This window comes from Kiloniella sp. EL199, from assembly GCF_900313065.1.
Taxonomy (GTDB): Bacteria; Pseudomonadota; Alphaproteobacteria; order Kiloniellales; family Kiloniellaceae; genus Kiloniella.
Map to the genome: position 1 here is coordinate 137,093 of NZ_OMPU01000010.1, position 19,556 is coordinate 156,648.

Below are 19,556 nucleotides of genomic sequence, written 5' to 3' on the forward strand. Positions count from 1 at the left end.
GGGTAAAATTATCAAGTCGAAAATTTTTATAATTCTGTTACAGAATCGAACATTTAACACTTGAAGATTCCGAGCGCCTGAGCAACATTAGGCGCTCAAGTGGGCCTGTAGTTCAGTTGGTTAGAACCCTCCGCTCATAACGGAGATGTCGCAGGTTCAAGTCCTGCCGGGCCCACCATTTTGCATTCTTATGTTGAAGTTCCCGTTGTCTTAGACCTTGGAGGGAACACGCAGTAAGGCTAATCAGTATTCTCTAACCGAGAACTAGGATCAGTCACCGCCCTCGAGAAAATCTGATGCATCTATGAACAGTAGATTAAATCGCTTAAGTGAACTTAAGAAAATACCTAAAATTGCCCAACTGGATCATCGTCTCCTTTTAGATGGATCGGGTAAACCATTTTTTCTTAAGAATATGTCCAGAAAAGAGCGCCGTAAACTTAAGGCCGCTTCGAGAAAGATTGCAAGGCAGTATACTCTTGTTTTGCAATCTCTATATTCGTCTGGAGTTGGTTTTCCAGTCGATCAAACGATGCGACAGATGGCTGCTGAATATACCCACCGCTATGCGTCTTCGGGGACAGGAAATCAGCCTGTCAGTTTTAATTACTTTGAACCATTTCTAAATTTGAAACTAATGAAGGGTTCGGTTGCTCCCTATACTGAACTCACTCCAGAGACAAATCACTTGTTCTATGCAACAGATTTTTTTGATTTTCTAACTTCGAATGACAGTGACGGCCTCGATGTTTCGGATTTACTTGATTTGCCAGAAGCAGAAACATTTCATTTTTCGAACAACGGGGTAGTTGAAGAGATTTCTTTCTTTGATGCAAAAGGACGAGAATATATTTTTTCTGGCTTCAGTATGGTGCGGAGGAATGATTCAATTCACTGGTTCCTCGTTGCTGGCGAAAAACTGACCGAAGAAGAGTGGAATCTCAGGAGTGATGAAGGTACGCAAAAGATAGATATTGAGAATATAGATCCTTGGAAACGTGCATTTTTGACGGAGAGTATTGAGAGCACTGGCTCATCTATGGGGGCTCCGCTGAAGCTTGAAGGTGCTGATTTTGCTGCACGTACACTTACGGCTGGTGAATTCGATCTCAAAGCAAAGAAACATATTGAACGAAGCCTTTTTATCGAAACAGAGAATTCATACGCTGTGTTTTCTGACGACCCAGAAATCTTGCTGACTCTTACTCCTAAAAAGAAGGAGCAGATTATTGAGAAAGCTTTAGATCGTATAGCGCAGGCTGATATACTTTGGAACCTTGCTGAGGGTTTTCTTCAATTGCCGAGATATTTTGAAACCCGTATCACTATTCCCAAGAGCTTAATAAAAGGTCAAGGTAAACAGCATGGTCTAAAAGGCAAAGGCGGTAAGGGGGTTTCAGCAGACTACGTAGCAGTTGAAGCAGTTAGTATTGAGGATAATGAGGCTCCGTCAATAGTGCGCCGTGTTAGTATGCCAGTGTATTCCACTGAAACGGAAGGACATTGGAGGCGTCTCAAGTTAGGGCAGTCTGGTAAGGATCGTAATGGTTGCCCAATCTCAGGCAAGACATGGGTGAGCAAGTCTAATCCTTGGCGTAACGAACGTAAAAGAGACAGTACTATTTTCGTCAAAGACAGCCTTGCCGTTGCGAAAAGTCGAGTTGAAGAAATTTATGCAATTGCGGCAGCTGCAGCAAGCGACGAAGAAGCTGTGCGCACAGGAAACGGGGAACTATACGTTCTTCGATGTACGCTCATGGAAGAAGAAGTTTATAAGGTTGGTTGGACGTCTGCTACAGCGAAGGAGCGAGCTAAGCAGCTATCATCTGCGACAGGGGTACCCTTGTCTTATGTCGTGGTTGAGAGTTGGGAACACGATGATCCAGAGGCACTGGAGACTGAGGTGCATGCGCAGTTATCTCCATATAGAATTAACAATCAGCGAGAGTTCTTCCGGCTAAGCTTTGCTTCCATTAGAAAAATAGTTATTACCACTATTATGCGTACCAATCTTAACGAAGATAAAAGTTAGCTTCTATTATTTATATTTGTATACTCTTGCTTAGCTAACAAGTTTGCTCGGGCATGCGGCTTGCTTCCTTCCTTTGCAGATCTCGTAAGTGATTGAGATTTCTCTTTCTTCTTTGGGCTCCTTATAGGGCCGTCCTTCGTCAATACCAGGTTATTTGTTATGGGGGAAAGGCATAGGTAGTGGGGCCATGGCTGTGCTTTTGCTCACAGCCCTATAGATGGTCTTGCTCCATCTATAGTTATTTATCTTATCATTTCCGCGCCACAATAAATGTTGAATGGCTCTTTTTCGGTTCCCATGAAGTGATGATTTCAAAGTCTGCATTGGTGATGCTTTTTTCCAGATGTTCGGCGGAGAAGAATTTTACCAGTGGCATAAAACCGAACAGTCTGCCGATGGGGACGATCAGTTGCAGGAACCTCATCATTCCGGTCAGGCAGACGGTGCTGCTGATGAAATAGCCGCCGGGTTTGAGCATTTTATGGATGTTGGCGATGGTGGCTTCTTTGTCTTCGAGCAGGTGGAGCACGCTGTGGGTCATGATAATGTCATAGGATTGATCCGGGGCATTGAAAGTATCAATGGCGGCCTGATCAAAAGTGACGTTCGTGATGTTCTGTTGTTTTGCTTTGTCTCGTGCGATTTCCAGCATCTTTTCCGAGATATCAACGGCGCGGATATGTTTTACAAAGGGCGCGTGAATAAGGGCCGTTGTACCTGTACCGCAGCCAAGCTCCAGCACCTCTAGGTCTGGTGTGAGGTGGCTTTGCGTGATTTCTAGTTTCTTTTCATAGGCGACCTGATTGGATACGGGAGATTTTGAATAGCGATCTGCCATTTTGTTCCAAAATTTCGCGGAAGGAGCTTCTGGTAGTGATGGTTCCTCTGATGTTGCCATGTTTATTTCTCTATTTGCTCGATTAATGATCTAGTTGGCTGCGGCACTTTAAAAAGGCCTTCAATGAAGATGCTCGTACTGTGACTTCATTTTGAAATTGAGTCAAATATATTTGACTCTGAGTTCAATTTATTTGATAATGTGTCGTGAATATAAGACACATCATACGGTAATAATTAAGCGAGATGACAGAAAGATAACGGCGATGTCTCAACAGGAAAGAAGAGTGGGTGTTTCCCTTATAACCACGTTGATTATGTTTGGGGTATTTGGCTTTTATATGTTCGGCCTCTATCAGGACGGGGCGATGGACGGGCCGGATGGATATCGTTTGATCGGGAAGAGTTTCTTTGTTCTTGTGGGCGGTGGCATTGCGGTTAGCATTGTGGTGCATATCCTCTTTACCATTATCCATGCCATCGTGACCAAGGACTATGAACCCATGATGAATGACGAGCGGGACAAGTTGTTCGATCTTAAGTCCATGCAAATCATTTTGTTGGTTTTCAGCTTTGGTTTTATGGTGTCCATGGGGGTCTTGGCGCTGGATGTCCTTGCGCCTGCACTGGTTTTTCTGTTGATTATTTTTTTCATGTTTATCGCCAATGTTATCGGTGATCTCGTCAAGCTGTTCCTCTATCGCGGGGGGATTTAAAATGGTCAAAAGAGGTATGGTAAAGGGTCAGATTACCAACAATATTCGTCGATTGCGGTTTGATCACGATGAGATGACGCAAAAGGAATTGGCGGAAAAAACGGGTGTTTCCCGACAGACGATTGTGGCGATTGAAAAGGCGAAATACTCTCCGTCGCTAAAGCTGGCTTTTCAGATCGCCCATGTGTTTGGCTGTTCGCTGGGGGATGTTTTTTCTTATGAGATTAGTGATTAACTCAGATCAATAAACATTTTGGGGAGCATTTTGTTTTGTACTTCTGAGGGAACTTCCCCCACACGTTTGGCGCCCATGGCTTTGTAAAACCCTTCGGCATAGATGTCAGCGATTGCCGTAAGGTTAGGCCAGTTAAGTTTTTTTGCTTCTTCAACGAGAAGGTCAAAGGCTTGTTTACCATAACCTTTGCCAATATTTTCTGGCAACAACCAGAAATTATCAATCATCGGTACTTCTTTCCATAGCAGGCTGCCCATACCAATAATTTCCTCATCTTGCTTGATGAGGAAAGTGTAGGATTCTTCTAAGTATTCTTCAGTGAATTCCTCTTCAAAGAAGATTTTACACTTGTCCAGAAAATCCTGGGGATAATCCCAATGACTTTTTGATCTCAAGGCAATTGAGGGAAGAAGTGGTAGATCTTCGAGGCGAGCTGTTACGAGTTTCATGATGGATTAATCTTCATAGGTACGAATATGAAAGGGCGCGAGTTCTTGAAGGTAATCGTCTAGAGTAACGAGTCCTACACAGGGCATGGCACCGATTGGTATATCTTCGCCGAGGGTGTCTCTGCTGTGGATAATTTTCTTGGCAAGGATGATGGCCGGAATTGTCGGAATCTGTGGGCCGTCACCGTCCAACCCAATAATAAACCACTTTTTTGTTAACGGCTGATTATTGTGATCTTTCCCCTTGAGGATGACATGCATGCCGCCGTCACTGGTGCCAAAAATGTCGAACAAATTACTGAGTTTGAGCAAAGATACGGCGTAATTCTCCAGTTTTAAGGGGAAACCCCAGCGAATAAGCCATGAGAGACACCATAGACCGAGGTGAATCAGGCCAAGTTCCATCCCGGCTGAAAACTGCAGTGACTTAATGTTGTAGTGTGATGGCAAAAGATCTAGATCGGGAATGTCGCAATTGGCCATCCAGCGTTTTCCGAGTAAGGGAAATCCCTGACGATAAATATCCTGCCATCCATAACGTGAGGCTGATGATCCCTGCACAGGAGAGAGTTTTTTGCCCAAGTAGCTCATAATGCCTTGTGTTGTGGCGAGACCGCGTTCGGCACCTTGTCCGGGGGAAATGCCATAGATCATTTGGTCAATCTCGGAAAAGAGACCGTTGTATTTATCCAATACTGCAGATGACAGTCCGGGGACTGTTGAGGCGCCAGAGATAACAGGAATGCCAGCTGATCTGGCTTTGTCATCCAAGGTTTTTATGCCGACAACAAAATTCCGACCATCGGCAAGATCAATATAGGGAATGGATGCCTTTATACAGATTTCGGCAACATCGTAGTTACTGTTTTGAAAGGGGCCACAGGTATTGATAACAACGGTTGGCTCAAGACGCTTCAGTTCAGTGGCAAGATTTTTGTGCACATCGAAACAGGCTGTTTGTACCAGTTTCGTGGGGAGTTGCTTTGCAAAGCTATTGGCTTTTTCTACATTGCGGCCCGCGATGATAACCGAGGTATTGTCTCGGGTTAGGGCAGAGGCAATGCGTTTGCCAAAGTTACCATAGCCACCGAGGATAAGAACTGATCGCTGTATCTTTGAGGTCGTTTTAATTTCTGATGTTGTTTTTATTTGGGACATTTGACGTCCGTGACTTTAAAGGTACCTGCGTAACCAAAGGTTGGCCCAAAGAGGGAGTGTTTGGCGTGAGTCCACATGGAAAATTCATCATCGGAAAGTGGTGTTTCTTCTGCGTGACCTTTGCCCATCACAAAAGAGAGAGGCAGAGGTAATAATTTGCCAAACAGCCGCCAGACATATCCTTTGTGGTGCAGGATAACCTTTTCGCCATCCCATTCATAGGCAAGTTTCCAGCCAATACCAAACCGTATGAATTCAACCAGTATGTTGTCTTGAATCTGTTCCATACGAGAGCGAAAGATAATGTCGCCGTGGTCAGGAAAATGAAATGTACGGTCAAAATAAAAGGACGCATTGTGTCTGGAGGGACTGGCTTGTTCATCACTTCTGAAGGCAACAGTCACGGGGATGTCTTTGCCTGAGTAAGCGAGAAGCATGCCACTAATTCGTGCCATCAAGCTGACCATTGGCGAGATTTTTATATCCAGCTTTCCCTTTACTTCTACACGATCACTGCTATTGGAACGGACGGCGTAATGTTTTTTCATTACGGGGGGAAGCTTGTCCCAATCTTTTCCGAAGACAGATTTGAATATAGGGTCCCCTGCAGACACGTTTTGCTCCGAAAGATAGGGTTTATAACGAGACGTGGATATTAAATCAGTTTAGGCAGGATTTTATTTGTGGAACAAGCCGAAAACAAACTAACCTTTCAAATGCTTAAGAATACTAACGTAGATTATTACGCATAGAGTAAGGCCAAATGAGCAATGGATTATTATCTTCTGAAATGGATACATATACTGAGCTCAACGATTCTGTTTGGTACAGGGGTTGGCAGTGCATTTTATATGTTTATGGCCAATCGCAGTCGAGATTTGCCGGCAATGTACTTCGCTGTACGCCATGTGGTTATTGCTGATTGGCTGTTTACAGCGCCTGCCGTGATCGTACAGTTCCTTTCAGGTATCGGATTACTTTATACCACAGGCTATGGTCTGAGTAATATTTGGCTTGTGTGGGGTATTGTTCCTTATTTTTGTGCTGGTGCTTGCTGGCTCCCGGTTGTGTGGTTGCAAATTCGAATGCGGGATTTGGTCAAGAGTGCTCTGGATAACAACACAGATGTGCCCTTAAGCTATTGGCTATTTGATCGTTGGTGGATTTTATTAGGATCTCTGGCCTTTCCCATGATTGTCGTCGTCTTCTATCTTATGGTCTTTAAGCCGGATTAAGGAAACATGTGCTATACTGGTAGCATAGGGTGAAATCTCGCTGTCTTATGCGGAGAGAAAACAAGTGCAAGGTATGTCAGATAGACGTGAAGAGCTAAATATTGAAGCACCTCATCTCGTGGAATTACTAGAGTATTGGGAAGCTTTGCCGAGGGTGAAAGACCTGCCTTCTCGTGCTGATATTGATCCGCAGGCAATTCCTTCTTTGCTTCCCTATTGTGAACTTATCGATGTTCACCGAAATCCGCTTGATTTTGAATATCGACTTATTGGAACCCTGATTGATGAAATTGCGACACAGAGCTATACGGGTTTGAGGGTAAGCGAGATTCCAACGCAAAATCCGCCGAGCTTGCTGTTTGAGCTTTACGAACGTGTTACCCACGAGAAAAAACCTGTTCGAACTATTTTGCCCTATACTGGGGATCAATCGGGCATCAAAGATGTCGAAAGCCTTGTTCTCCCACTTTCTTGTCAGGGAGATAAGGTTGATATGCTGCTTGGTGGAATTGCCCTAAGAGAACCTGATGAAGATAGTTTTTGATTACAATCTTCATTGATAATTTGATTTACAAAATAGTTGTAAAACATACCCCCATTTGACCTACGTCAAAGTCAGGTCCGCGCACCACTTCTATTATCGTAACTGTAGATGGCAGTAATAAGGGAGTGGGAATGTCACAGCACACACCGCATGAACTCGTAGAGGAATTTCCTGAGTTTAAGGACCGCATTCACACCAAGAAGCAGTCTGATGCACACTTTGCAAAACTTGCCGAGGATTATCACCGAATTAACAGGATAGTTCATCGGCATGAAAGTGAGGTTGAGACGTTAAGTGATGATCACATTCATGAGATCAAAAAGGAACGTTTGGCGCTTAAAGATACGATCTACTCGTTATTAGCTGTTTAATTTACTTGTTAAATTCCCCAAGACAAACTTTGGCTGCCTGTTATAGGCAGCCTTTTTTTATGTGTTGGGAAGCCAAATTGCTCAAGGTTCAGACCATAGTCGTAACAGGTTGGCGTGGGACTTGGTCAGGAGATCAAATTCCCTGTTTTTTCCATCGCGTTCAAAAAGAGCGCGACGTGTGTTATCTATGTCATAGATAATTTCGCGGTGTTCCGCAGATCTGACCAGACTCTGTATCCAGCTGACAGCGACTTGTCTGACGCCTTGGGTAACAGGGGCAACTCTGTGCAATGTGGTAGAAGGATAAACAACTGCTGAACCTGCGGGCAGTTTGAACTTTTGCTCACCAACAGAACTATCCATGACCAGCTCTCCGCCTTCGTAACTTTCCGGATCATTCAGGAATACTGTAAAAGATACATCAGTTCGAAAACCTCTGTCTGAACCCATGATCGCGTCATCGACATGATTGCCGTACTCCATGCCGGGCTGGTAGCGGCTGAAAAGAAGAGGGCGCATTCGCCGCAGCAGAGTGGCGCGCGCGAAAATGCTGTTTCGTTGCAGTGCGTTTGTTAAAAGAGCTGTTGCCTGTTTTGCCGCTTTATCTTTGCTGGAAAGCTGTGTGTTGTTTTTAACAAGCTTTGCATGCCATCCCGCGGTTAGTTTTCCATCCTTGAATTGCCCCTGTTCAAGAAGTTCATTGATTCTGGCGAGGTTCGTTTGATCTAAAACATCTGGTAGGATTATTAACATCTCTATCGTTCTTGCTGGAGAGAAGAGCAGGATGAGATGAAGAATACCATTATGGATGTTAAGGAGCGATAAGAATTACTTGTAGCCGTTTAACTCAACTCTTGTTTTTCTTTGTTTTATCATTCATGCAGAAAGTTTTATGTTTCTCTCCTTGCGCCTTGAGTGAGAATTAAATTCACAGCAACAGGCCAGTATTATTATTCTGATGGATCAACTAACAGCACTAAGGTGATTATCCCAGGCAATTTCCGGGTTATGATAGATAGCTTTGTTATTTTGCCATAAATTTCCCTGTCCATCGGATATGGTAAAGCCTTTGCCATTCGGGGCAACACCCCCTGCATCCTGATGCGTTATGATTTTTACAAGTTCACGAGTATCACTATTCCATATGGCTATTTTGTTGCCTTTGGGGGCGCTGGTCGCAACCAGACTGCCGTTTGCATTGGTGCTGACAGATCCAATGTATTGTTTCATACCGAGATAGGTTTGTCCTTTAGATACAGGTTTGATTTCTTCGCCAATGCGATGAGTGGCAACAAGACTGATACTGTTGCTTGGGCCACCTTCGTATTGACCGCCAATCCATATGTGGTCTTTTGCTGCACTCATGTGGCGCAAGGAGAGTTGAGTGTATTCAGAAGGTAATTTGCTTTGCGCTATAAGCTTTCCATCGCGCCGATCTACGTAGCTTATCTGTGGCTCCATAGAGGCCAGGTTCAATTTCTGTCTGGGATAATCCGGATGGGTAATAATACCGCCATTCGAAATGGCAATGGTAATACCGTCAGAAAGCAGGATCGCTTCGTGCGGGCCTATGCCAAAACTGTTATGCTGTCCGATACGCGCAAAGTCATTTTCTGTATCATATATGCCGATAATACCACGTTCGTTCTCATAATCATTTTCTGTTGCATAGAGAATCTTTCCGTCGGGAGAAAAAAATCCATGCCCATAGAAATGATGATTAGCCGGGGGAGCAAAAGCCAGATGACGTTGATTGTTTACGAGATTGAGCACCAAGGCAAAACGCCCCGGACGACGGGCAAAGATCACAGCGAATTTTTTGTCGGGAGAGATCGCTGTCGCATGGCCCCGGTCATCCAGCTGTTCTTGAAAAATTAATTCCCCCGAATGGTCGATAACAGCGGCGGCATAGTGACCATCAGACTGTCTGAGAGTGGAAACGTAAGCCGCTTGGGAAGGGCTTGTTTTTACCTGAGAAAAAGCCGGAGCAAAAGAGGCCAGAGGTAGTTGCCCAGTTGCGAGAACGCCGCTGGCGGCGAGGCGGTTTAAGAACTCTCTTCGGGATAAAGGCATCCGTTAATCGCCATCCAAGGAATTAAAGCCAAGGCTTAGGCCAAGTTCTTGAGGGATGAGTTCTCCAACGATGTATTGTGCACCTTGCAGAGGGATAAGTGTAAAGGTCAGGAGATCGTGGGCTTCTTTTTGTTTTACCTGTTTCTCCCAAGGTGTGTTTTCTTTTTCCAGTTTTGCCAAGAATTTACCCGTCTGTTTCAATTCGAAGGTAAGTGATTTTGTATAGCGAGGGGTAAGTTTACCAAGACCGCCAATGGTGAAGAGAGTCTCAACAGCTTTGAGGTTGTTTTGGTACGCATGGAGCGTCAAATTGGATCGCCAAAAGGGCGCGCGCTTTGGTTTTGACTTTTCCGGATTGTCTCTGATTGTATTTTGAATCTTGAGATCCCGCGTACTCTGTATCATTTCACTACTGATACGGAGCAAATCCTGCATGACTTCTGCATCGGATCGGTAAATCGGGTTTGTCGTATTTGTATTGAGCATTAGCGTGGCGTAACCCGATGGTGATGTCCAGTCGTTTACAATTGTTTTTGCTGTTGCTCCGATTGCCTGGGCAACAGTCGCACCATACATGCACCGATAAGATTTGGAGTCAGAGGTTGAGAGTGCCTCTGAGTTTCTCCCAAAAAGAATATATTCAAGTGCCAAAAGCCCCTGAACCGCGACGCTTTTCTTTTGCAATGTTTTTATCGTGAGTGCGGTTTGTTCCTCGGTATCGATGAGCTTCCGGACCTGTCGCAAGCCAATTGATTTTCTATCCGGCCAAAAGAACAGCTTTTCTTGTCGATGATCTTTAATTGATGGACCAATACGGTACATCTCAACACGCGACCAGGCAGAAACAAGAGAGCGAAACTCCTCTCGGGCGCGACTCAAATTGCTTTCGTTTGGTGATAAACATAGTTTCTCTATGTCGTTCCCTTGCTGAGCAGCAATCTCGGACAGATTCTCATAGCCGGGCAGGATGGTATTTTCTATAACCTGCTTGATAATTGGCTTATAAGACGTTTCTTTCGATTGCCCCCATGCGTTCGCTGAGATTCCTGTAATTGCGATCCCGGTGATTATACCGCCGGTAAGCATGCCACAAATAGCATCTGCCAAACGACGCCCTAGCATTGCTGGGGATTTTTTGGGAGTGTCGATCATTATTAAAGAGATTCCAGAAAGGTGATCAGGGATTTCCGTTCTTCGGGTGACATGATGACAACTTTGTTCCGTGCTGCTTGTGCTTCGCCGCCGTGCCAGATAATTGCTTCTAACAGATTTCGTGCCCGTCCATCGTGAAGAAAATAGGTGTGGCCGTTCACTTTTTCTGTTAGCCCGATCCCCCATAGAGGTGGCGTTCGCCATTCATTTCCTGTGGCATTGCCAACTGGACGATTGTCGGACAAGCCTTCACCCATGTCATGGAGAAGAAGATCGCTGTATGGCCAGATAAGCTGGAAAGCCAGTTCTTTTTGATCGGCATCTCTGCGGGTGACAAATTTGGGTTGGTGACAGGATACACAGCCGCTTTTGTAAAAGAGTTCCTTGCCTTTTAGAACTTCCGGATCACTGACATTGCGTCGTGCGGGTACTGCGAGATTTTTGGAATAAAAAACAACTAAATCCAGTACTTTTTGTGGTGCTTCGCCATTGCCAAGATTTTTCTGTGATCCATGAGGTTGGGAAAGACATTTGGGTTGGTTGGAAGTGCAGTCCCCCCAGTGTGCCGGGATGTCCGGGGTTGATAACCCTATGTCCCCTGCAAAGGCGTTTGCTGATTGTGTGTGGACAGTTCTATTGGAGGCTTTCCAGCCAAAACGACCTATTTCTTTTCGCCCTGTCTCTGGGTTTAAAATCAAGCTGGCCTTGCCAGAGATACCATTATTGTCCTTATCCTCTGGATCAACCAGAGCCAAAAGGTCCTGCTCATGAATTGCTTCCAAAAGACCCAAGCCGATCATTGGCGGTGCAACACGTGGCGAAAGCATGACATCGGGATCCATTTCGCCATAGGCAAGTTCGTCAACGCTATAGCTTGGTTTGCGTAAGGATACGCTTTCGCCGCCGTTTAAGAGTATAACTTCTTCTTCATAGGAAATTCGCATTTTCCCTTCGGCTGGCAGGCCTGTCACGGCTTGGTCTTGCAATTGACCACCATAGGTTGGCTCTACGATGCGAAGCTGTTCGCCACTGCGAAGGGCTTTCTTTTCTGCTTCGGTTCTTGCGGGAACCGACAGGCGCAAGAACATTGATGTAGCCAGATCATCATTGCTTTCTGGTGGATGTCCACGACCATCCTGCAAATGACATCGTTGACAGGACCTGGCGTTGAAAAGAGGACCTAATCCATCTGATGCTTTGGTGGATGAAGGTGAAGAAACCCAGATTTTTTTAAAGAGACTATTTCCAAGTTTGAAATCGCGCTCTCCCTCAAATGATAAATTGGCCGAGGAATGAGAGAAGGATTTTGACGATACTGTTTTTTTTGATGTCGGGGCCCCGGCAGATTTTTTTTCGTATGCTTCTGCTTTGGAAAAATCACTTGTGGGTTTTGTAATGGCTTGTACTCGCTCCAGATCCTTTTGATTTAGATCGTCGCGTTGAAGAGAAGTGGCATTAACGTTTGAAACTAACCCTATTCCAATAAGCAAGGCGTAAAAGAAGGGCAGGTGTTTTCCTGATGACGTTGGCATTTTATTATTATTTATCAAAATTCTGAGAATGTGAAATGGGCAGCTCTGAATTCAGAGCTGCCCACAAACTAACATAACCGTAGATTCTGAATAGATAGACACGAAGTCGCAGTGCCTCTGTTGCCTATCATTCATACTCAGATCTTAGTTAAAAACCGCATCTGGATTATCCAGGCTATCAGAACCTTCAACTTCGATGGCTGAAAGACCAAGAGCAACAACAGCACGTTCGATTGAGCGAGTCTGGTTGATCAGACCGTCGATTGCTTTTTGAACAACAGCATTGCCGACAACATTGCCTTCACCAATCATCTGGTCATAGGCTTCGATGCTTTCAGCACGTGCTTTCATCACAGCCATAGATGTTACAGTCGCATCCAGTTTTGCAGTCAATTCACTATCAACTGTTGCATCTTTTGCTTTGACAAGGTCAGAAATGGATGGGCCGCTCACAACAGAGCCGTCTAGACGACGGTAGTGGCCAGTGTACACATTGCGAATACCGATTTGGTCAAAGTAGTGAGAGTTATGTGTGTTGTCAGAGAAGCAGTCATGCTCTTCCTCTGGATCATTCAGCAAAAGACCCAGTTTCATACGCTCACCCGCAAGCTCGCCGTATGAAAGGGAGCCCATACCTGTCAGGATTGTTGTCAGGCCAGCAGAGGTATCTTGTAGAAGGTTGGCTCTTGCTTCACCTTTTTCACCCCAGTTTGCTTTCATTTCTTCCAGATCAGCAATCAGAAGTGTTGAAGCAGACTTTAGGTATTGGGCACGACGATCACAGTTACCGCCTGTACAATTCTTAACGTCAAAGTCAGTGGCTGGACGATTGCCCGCACCTGCGCCATTGCCGTTCAGATCTTGTCCCCAAAGAAGGAATTCAATCGCGTGATAACCTGTTGCGACGTTTGATTCGACTTCTTCTGCTTCGTGCAGTGTTTCAGAAATCAGTGTTGGTGTAATTGTAGAGGCATCAACACTTTTACCATTAACGGATAGTTTCGTGTTTGCTACCACGTTTACAGTGTAGAGTGCGTTTTCATCTGATTCATCGCCATAAGAAGTATCGACATAATCGATGAGGCCTTCATCCAAAGGCCAGGCGTTAACACGGCCTTCCCAGTCATCAACGATGGCGTTACCAAAACGATAAACTTCAGTCTGTTGATAAGGAGCACGCGCGGAAACCCATGCCGCACGGGCAGCATTCAGTGATGCCGACGTTGGAGAGGCAATGAGCTTATCAATTGCACTGTCCAAGGCTTTTGCTGATGTCAGAGAATCTTCAAAGCCTGCATGGGCAATGTTTGCGTAGTTGTCCAAGACGCCTTTAGCGTCAACAGTGTCTGCGAATGCAGTACCTGCACCGAGAACGGTAAGAACGGTGACAGCGCTTGCTACATGGGTAGCTTTTTTGAGAGCGTGACTCATTTTCATTCCAGTTTAACTTTGCCAATTTGTTTTGGCTATTTCGGTCTTTAATAGCCGGGCGATATAATCTGTTGCTTCTGAAGAAAACAAAAGCAGATGAGTATTATTCGCAACAATTAACACGTTTGAGAATGAGTTGCAATTTCGTAATTATTATTTTTCGTAAAAAATACTGTACTGAAAAAGTCGGATTATTGAGGCAAATACTTGATGATTAAAGAGTTCTACTGAAAGAAGTTGTGAGAAATTTAATTAAACAATTTGATTTAGACACAAAAAAGCCAGCTGTATGAAACAGCTGGCTATAATCAAAACTGATCAACCTGTTACAGGACAGGTTTGCTTGGTGAGTCTTGAGGCGTAAGGGGATTTAGTCGCCTTCAACTTTGCTCTGAGATTGAATATAATTCTGGATACCAATACGTTTGATCAATTCAAACTGTGATTCCAGGTGGTCCACGTGCTCTTCTTCATCGACAAGAATTTCGCGAAGGAGTTCGCGGCTGCCGTAGTCTTGCACAGACTCACAATAGGCGATGCCTTCTTTGTAAACTTCAACAGCTTCAAGTTCCCCGGCGAGGTCGCATTTCAAAACTTCTTCAACATCTTCGCCGATTTTCAGCTTGTTAAGATTTTGAAGGTTCGGGAAGCCATCAAGAAGCAAAATGCGATCCATAAGCTTGTCAGCATGATGCATTTCTTCGATGGATTCTTTGTATTCGTGCTTGGCAAGACCCTCAACGCCCCAATCCTGAAGAAGCTTGTAATGCAAGTAATACTGGTTAATTGCGGTTAATTCATGTGTTAGAGCTGTGTTCAGGTGCTCAATAACTTTTTTGTCGCCTTTCATAGTGTCCTCGCTTTGAATTTGTTCTTATCTAAAATTTATTATCTTACTACGGCTTGTGTACTAGTTTAGAATCTTTCCAATAATGTAAATTGTTTGGAGAAATTTTCAAGTATTTTATGAGAAAACATATTTGTTGATAATGATTATTAATAACTGTGTTTGTGGCTCTCGAAGAGACAAAGTATAAGTTTGAAGATTATTAGTAATTGTGAATATTTGGTAGTATTTTGACTGTTATTTTGAGTGATCAAATTTCTGTTATTTAGCGAAATGAATTACAGTCTAATTTTTTATATTTTTGTTTTTGTTTTAAAAGAAATCGCACGAAATTTCATTTGAAGTTGAAAGAACTGTCTTTAGCTTTATTAAGCCTTGTTCCAGTTTTTGTATTGTTTCAGGAGCCATGATTGAGAGTCTGATGTTTTGTTCCCCTGCGGTTGTATTGTTGGCAAAACGGCTACCGCCCAGAATATGGACTCCGGCCTTGGACGCCTGGTGTACGAGTTGTGATATCGAGATTGTTTCCGGCAGTTGGACCCATGCGTGGGATTGGCATGAGTCGTAGTTGTTGATGTAAGGTGTTAATATGCGACTTGTTAAATCATGGCGTTCTTTTGCTGCAGCGGTTATCTGGAGAGTCAAAGCGGCAAGGTCATCTGCGCGGCTGGAGATTTCTAACGCAGCGTTGATTAGTACGGGTGAAACCATCCATGTCTGGGCTGTGATACCCTGGGCCATGAGCATGGTGAGATGAGGCGATGCAACAGCAAAACCTATACGCAAGGAAGGGCTTATTCGTTTGGCCAAGCCACTGAGATAGATTGCCTGTTCCGGGAAAAGCTTGGCGTAAGGAGGTGGGGCATCAGGATACAGGAAGCCATAGATGTCATCTTCCATAATAAGAACATCATACTTCTGGGCTATTCGTCCAATTTCGTTCCTGCGAGAGAGGGGCGTTGTGATGCAGGTGGGATTGTGACCTGTGGCTGTTGTAACCAGAATGCGAACACGGCCCTTTTTGCATTGCTGTTCAAAAGAAACAGGGCAAATTCCCTGATCATCAGTATCTACTGTTAAACTGGATAATCCCAGTTGTGATATTGCGGCAGAGACACCAGGGTAGCTGAGGGGTTCCTGACATACTGTATCGCCTGGTGAAGATAAACGCCCAAGGGCAGTATAAATCCCATTTTGGGCACCATGATTGATGAGTATTCTGTCTTCACCTATTCCACGTAATGGCTCTGGTAAAAAAGCTCGGAGGGCCAGCTTTTGTTGGGTATCACCGAAGCCATCGCGATAGGTCATCAGGTTGAAACTTGACGCTTTGGTTGAGGTCCGCTGCAGTGCCCAGCGAATTATTTCTTCACCCCAATCGTTGGCAATAGCATTCATTCCCAAATCTATTATGGAGTCTTTTGTAACGGAGTGTTTCTTCGGAGGTTGGTGAAGATTGGGTAGAATGACATCGGCGCCGATGTTTGCCGTTTCCTGAACGAATGTGCCCTGACCTACTCTGGCATTCACCAATCCTTTTCGCTCTAGAGAGCTGTATACCCGAGACATTGTACCAAGGCTGCATTTGGCTTCCCAGGCTGCTGTTCGTAAGGGTGGTAATTTTTCGCCCGGCCTTAAAACTCCGTCGCGAATGGCCGCTTTGAACAGCTGTTCAAGGTGCGCGTACTTTTGACCGTCGTCTGGCTGGTTTGCTGCAATGAGAGTTAAAATTGTCATAGGAACAATATAATAATTGTTCAATGAACATTTCAAGCCCAATTTAAACGCATGACAGGCGGTCAGATATTTTATCTGACTAGGTGAAGGAAAAGGGTGAAATGTCATGCCAATAGAGAATGTTATTCCAGCGCTTATTTTTGCGGCGGTTATGTCTGGCACACCGGGGCCAGCAAATATGATTTTGATGGCAACAGGGGCCAAGTTGGGTTTCCGTGGTGCGTTGCCTTTTACCTTTGGTGTGCAAAGTGGTTTCTTTCTTGTCCTTGCTGTCGCCGCCTTTGGTATTACAAGCCTTCTAAAGGAAATGCCTATGTTAGGGCCTGTGATAACTGTGATTAGCAGCTGTTATTTGTTGTATCTCGCATGGAAAATTGCCAGATCGGATCCAGGAACATTATCCAGCAATCAAAGTGCTGATACTGTGGGGTATTTGAACGGCTTGATTGTACATCCCATGAACCCGAAAGCATGGTTGATGGCAACAACGGTATTTGCTCAATTCACCAATCAAACAAGCCCGGTACTAGAGCAGTGGGCTGTGATGTGTGTGGTTTTTATTGTTGGTGGATTTCCAACAAACTGTATGTGGTCATGGGGTGGCGCCAGAATAATATCGGCAATCCAGAGTCCCAAAAAACGTCTGGTTGTCAATGGTGTCCTGGCTGTATTGACGGTTGCTATTGTGGCCTATATGGCTGTGGTGCAAATCTTGATTTGATATATTGTCAATAAAATTGAAAAAAACGAGAGGGGCATAGCCTCTCTCGCTCAGTAAGGTCGATAGAGCTTCGCTGATCACAAAGTTGGCGATAATCAGCTTGCCTATATCCCCAAAGCATCTTTTGTTCTGGCGAAAACACAAAACACCTGAACCTGCTTCAGAGATCAATTTCCTGTCTTAATCTGAATGCTTTTCTTTTTCCGCTAGGAAGAGCTGCATCGCAGGACAGGGGTATGATGACTCATGCACAAAAGCCATAACTAACATCATCAAGCACAGGGACTGACTTGTTCGTATGAAGTAAGCCTAGAATTCCGAGGCAGGGATGACAATAAAACGTTGAGTAGTTTTGAAAATTTTGTAAAATTATTTAGGGTGATTTTCTAAATTTTGTGAAAGCTGTAAATGTCATGGCGCGACAAATATTTGCGGGGCGAAAAATTCGCCATTTAAGAAATCAGATCGGGCTTACTCAAATTGCCATGGCCAAGAAAATTGAGATTTCTGCAGCCTATCTGAATTTAGTTGAACATAATCAGCGTCCCTTATCAAGGAAGCTGCAAAAGAAGCTGGAAGAAGCCTTTAATGTGAAAGAGGGCGAGCTTACTGGTGGAGAAGAAGCACGGCTTCTTTCTGCAATGAACGAGCTTTTTTCAGATTCTTTATTTGAAAGGTCAAGGCCCGATACCACGATACTTGGCGATTTTGTTGCCATGCATCCTGAAATCAGCCGTGCTTTGCTAAAGTTGTATCGTGCTTTTCGCAACGCGCGTGAAGATACACTTAAGGCACGGGAATCAATTTCTTCTGACCCCTATTTTACTGAAACCAGCCATCAGCTTCTGACACAGTTAACATCGATCAGATCGTTTGCTGAAATTTTACAAGATAATGATGACCTTTCAGAACATCAGCGGGAAAGATTTACTAATGTCCTTGTTGATGAAAGCCAAAAATTGACCTCGATGGTTGGCGAGTTGTTTGATTTTATTAATGGGGAATCAAAACAGGCTGCTTTGCTGAGTGAAACGCCTACAGATGAAGTGGTTGATATGCTATCCGCCAATGACCATTATTTCCCGGTTTTGGAACAGGCGGCCGAGGAGCTGAGAGATCGCTTGGGTGAACCAAAGCCATACGGATTGTTCGATGCTCTGGCGAGTTATCTGGATCAGCAGTTAGGAATCGAGGTTGAGATTGTTCCTGTATCGTCGCAAGAAACGCTCTTGCGAGGAATGTGGGAGTTGCAGGGAGAGGACGGTGGTACGCTGAGGTTGATGGAAACGTTGGCGATAAGTTCTTTGAACTTCAGAATGGCAAGAATCATCGCTGAAGTTGCCTATGCTGATGTGCTGGAAAAGGTTCTTGCCGATGTTCCTTTGAGTAGTAAAGAAGCTAAAAATTTGTGTTTGAAAGCTTTAGGAAGTTATTTTGCCGGGGCGGTAATGATGCCCTACAGTGTATTTCGAAGCGCTGCTTTTGAACTGCGGCATGATGTTGATTTGCTGCGTAGACGCTTTCGAGCAGGTTTCGAGCAGGTTTGTCATCGCTTGACTACGTTACAAAAGCCTGAAGAAGAAGGGGTGCCATTCCACTTTATCCGGGTTGATCTTGCCGGGCAGATATCAAAACGCTTCAGTGCATCCGGTTTGAGGATACCAAGATATGGTGTTCTTTCGCCCGACTGGGGCGTGCAGGACGCATTTTTAAAGCCGGGACGTGTTAATCTTCATTCTTTACGTGCAGAAGATCAGAGTGTTTATTTTTCAATATCAAAGACAGTTACCAAGCCTGGTGTGATGGTGGGGCAGGCGGGCAATACTTTTGCTGTGAGTTTAGGGTGTGAGGCCTCGTTTGCACGACATGTCGTTTATGCCGATGGCATCGATTTTGCCCACCCCGACAGCGTTTTAATTGGAAATTAATGCCCGGTAGTCTGGCCGACAAGGTGAAGGTGTGAAAACACACCTTGGCAAAACGTAGGCCTACACTGTAGTGTTAGGTCAACAGGGAATAAATAAAGAGATAACCGGATAGCGGAGAAAGGCAGAAAATGCCTCAGACGGTTCTCGTGGTCGAGGACGAGCCTCATATTGTCGACTCATTAAGCTTTCTGATGAAGAAAGCTGGCTTTGAAGTCTTTATTGCGCGTGATGGTGATGCAGCTTTGCGGATGGTCGAAAGCCGTCCGCCTGATCTGATATTGCTTGATATCATGTTGCCAAGAAGGGACGGTTTTGAAGTTTTGAAGTATCTACGTGCAAATGATACGTGGAAGGCTATGCGTGTTATTTTGTTGACGGCAAAAGGGCGTGACGTTGATCGATTGAAGGGGATGGAACTCGGCGCCGATGATTTTGTGACGAAGCCTTTTTCAACAAAAGATGTGGTTAGATTGGTTAAACAGCATCTGGGCGTTGAAGAGAAGCTGGCCTAGTTTCCCAAAATTAATGGCAATCAAGTATACGAGTTCGCTATTTCCC

General features: G+C 44.7%; 20 protein-coding genes and 1 tRNA gene. 10 read left to right on the top strand and 11 right to left on the bottom strand.

The genetic code is table 11. The features are described 5' to 3' along the window. Nucleotides 1–101: 101 nt before the first annotated feature. Both D9A03_RS09155 and D9A03_RS09160 read left to right on the top strand, forming a co-directional pair. A tRNA-Ile gene (locus D9A03_RS09155) sits at nt 102–178 on the top strand. A 126-nt stretch (nt 179–304) separates the two neighbouring features. Then, nucleotides 305–2,032, top strand: coding sequence for a GIY-YIG nuclease family protein (locus D9A03_RS09160; RefSeq protein ID WP_120496899.1), 1,728 nt, complete (start codon nt 305–307; stop codon nt 2,030–2,032). 250 nt (nt 2,033–2,282) lie between these two features. On the opposite strand, the gene D9A03_RS09165 is transcribed toward D9A03_RS09160, so the two are convergent. Further along, nucleotides 2,283–2,930: a class I SAM-dependent methyltransferase gene (locus D9A03_RS09165; protein WP_120496900.1), complete on the bottom strand. Its 648-nt coding sequence runs from the start codon at nt 2,928–2,930 to the stop codon at nt 2,283–2,285. A 226-nt stretch (nt 2,931–3,156) separates the two neighbouring features. On the opposite strand from D9A03_RS09165, the gene D9A03_RS09170 reads away from it, so the two are divergent. Then, complete coding sequence (locus D9A03_RS09170) at nt 3,157–3,585, top strand: hypothetical protein (RefSeq protein ID WP_120496901.1); 429 nt, start codon at nt 3,157–3,159, stop codon at nt 3,583–3,585. Nucleotide 3,586: 1 nt separating this feature from the next. Beyond that, nucleotides 3,587–3,820, top strand: coding sequence for a helix-turn-helix transcriptional regulator (locus D9A03_RS09175; protein ID WP_371682949.1), 234 nt, complete (start codon nt 3,587–3,589; stop codon nt 3,818–3,820). On the opposite strand, the gene D9A03_RS09180 is transcribed toward D9A03_RS09175, so the two are convergent. From D9A03_RS09180 to D9A03_RS09190, 3 genes are read right to left on the bottom strand one after another with little or no spacing between them, the layout of a single operon-like run. Beyond that, the gene (locus D9A03_RS09180) at nt 3,817–4,269 is read right to left on the bottom strand and encodes a GNAT family N-acetyltransferase (RefSeq protein WP_120496902.1); all 453 of its coding nucleotides are present in this window, start codon (nt 4,267–4,269) and stop codon (nt 3,817–3,819) included. The two genes, D9A03_RS09175 and D9A03_RS09180, sit on opposite strands and share 4 nt — an antisense overlap. A 6-nt stretch (nt 4,270–4,275) precedes the next feature. Continuing rightward, nucleotides 4,276–5,427: a saccharopine dehydrogenase family protein gene (locus D9A03_RS09185; RefSeq protein WP_216825431.1), complete on the bottom strand. Its 1,152-nt coding sequence runs from the start codon at nt 5,425–5,427 to the stop codon at nt 4,276–4,278. Further along, nucleotides 5,415–6,041 carry a DUF4166 domain-containing protein gene (locus D9A03_RS09190; RefSeq protein WP_120496903.1) on the bottom strand — a complete coding sequence of 209 codons (627 nt, stop codon included), beginning with the start codon at nt 6,039–6,041 and terminating at the stop codon, nt 5,415–5,417. The genes D9A03_RS09185 and D9A03_RS09190 overlap by 13 nt, the downstream gene beginning before the upstream one ends. Before the next feature lie 156 nt (nt 6,042–6,197). Here D9A03_RS09190 and D9A03_RS09195 point away from each other — a divergent pair, with 156 nt between their 5' ends. The 3 genes from D9A03_RS09195 to D9A03_RS09205 all read left to right on the top strand — a co-directional run bounded on the left by D9A03_RS09195 (nt 6,198) and on the right by D9A03_RS09205 (nt 7,577). Continuing rightward, complete coding sequence (locus D9A03_RS09195; RefSeq protein WP_120496904.1) at nt 6,198–6,662, top strand: DUF2269 domain-containing protein; 465 nt, start codon at nt 6,198–6,200, stop codon at nt 6,660–6,662. Between the two features lie 73 nt (nt 6,663–6,735). Beyond that, the gene (locus D9A03_RS09200) at nt 6,736–7,206 is read left to right on the top strand and encodes a PAS domain-containing protein (protein ID WP_162938061.1); all 471 of its coding nucleotides are present in this window, start codon (nt 6,736–6,738) and stop codon (nt 7,204–7,206) included. 131 nt (nt 7,207–7,337) lie between these two features. After that, the gene (locus tag D9A03_RS09205; protein ID WP_120496906.1) at nt 7,338–7,577 is read left to right on the top strand and encodes a YdcH family protein; all 240 of its coding nucleotides are present in this window, start codon (nt 7,338–7,340) and stop codon (nt 7,575–7,577) included. Between the two features lie 81 nt (nt 7,578–7,658). Here D9A03_RS09205 and D9A03_RS09210 read toward each other — a convergent pair whose 3' ends face one another. The 7 genes from D9A03_RS09210 to D9A03_RS09240 form a co-directional block, all read right to left on the bottom strand. Continuing rightward, nucleotides 7,659–8,330 (bottom strand): Fe2+-dependent dioxygenase, encoded by a 672-nt coding sequence (locus D9A03_RS09210; protein WP_120496907.1) that lies wholly within the window; start codon nt 8,328–8,330, stop codon nt 7,659–7,661. 210 nt (nt 8,331–8,540) lie between these two features. Next, nucleotides 8,541–9,650, bottom strand: a complete 1,110-nt coding sequence (locus D9A03_RS09215; RefSeq protein ID WP_120496908.1) for a DUF1513 domain-containing protein — start codon at nt 9,648–9,650, stop codon at nt 8,541–8,543. A gap of 3 nt (nt 9,651–9,653) precedes the next feature. Next, nucleotides 9,654–10,802 carry an imelysin family protein gene (locus tag D9A03_RS09220; protein ID WP_120496909.1) on the bottom strand — a complete coding sequence of 383 codons (1,149 nt, stop codon included), beginning with the start codon at nt 10,800–10,802 and terminating at the stop codon, nt 9,654–9,656. A 2-nt stretch (nt 10,803–10,804) separates the two neighbouring features. Then, nucleotides 10,805–12,334: a di-heme oxidoredictase family protein gene (locus D9A03_RS09225; RefSeq protein ID WP_120496910.1), complete on the bottom strand. Its 1,530-nt coding sequence runs from the start codon at nt 12,332–12,334 to the stop codon at nt 10,805–10,807. 144 nt (nt 12,335–12,478) lie between these two features. Beyond that, on the bottom strand, nt 12,479–13,765 hold the full coding sequence (locus tag D9A03_RS09230; protein ID WP_120496911.1) for an imelysin family protein: 1,287 nt from the start codon (nt 13,763–13,765) through the stop codon (nt 12,479–12,481). 370 nt (nt 13,766–14,135) lie between these two features. Continuing rightward, nucleotides 14,136–14,615, bottom strand: coding sequence for a bacterioferritin (gene bfr, locus D9A03_RS09235; protein ID WP_120496912.1), 480 nt, complete (start codon nt 14,613–14,615; stop codon nt 14,136–14,138). 309 nt (nt 14,616–14,924) lie between these two features. Then, on the bottom strand, nt 14,925–16,373 hold the full coding sequence (locus D9A03_RS09240) for a PLP-dependent aminotransferase family protein (protein WP_162938062.1): 1,449 nt from the start codon (nt 16,371–16,373) through the stop codon (nt 14,925–14,927). Between the two features lie 82 nt (nt 16,374–16,455). On the opposite strand from D9A03_RS09240, the gene D9A03_RS09245 reads away from it, so the two are divergent. The 3 genes from D9A03_RS09245 (at nt 16,456) to D9A03_RS09255 (ending at nt 19,510) form a co-directional block, all read left to right on the top strand. After that, nucleotides 16,456–17,070, top strand: a complete 615-nt coding sequence (locus D9A03_RS09245) for a LysE family translocator (RefSeq protein WP_120496914.1) — start codon at nt 16,456–16,458, stop codon at nt 17,068–17,070. 395 nt (nt 17,071–17,465) lie between these two features. Further along, on the top strand, nt 17,466–18,998 hold the full coding sequence (locus tag D9A03_RS09250) for a helix-turn-helix domain-containing protein (protein ID WP_120496915.1): 1,533 nt from the start codon (nt 17,466–17,468) through the stop codon (nt 18,996–18,998). Between the two features lie 128 nt (nt 18,999–19,126). Next, nucleotides 19,127–19,510 (top strand): response regulator, encoded by a 384-nt coding sequence (locus D9A03_RS09255; RefSeq protein WP_120496916.1) that lies wholly within the window; start codon nt 19,127–19,129, stop codon nt 19,508–19,510. The last annotated feature ends 46 nt before the right edge of the window (nt 19,511–19,556 follow it).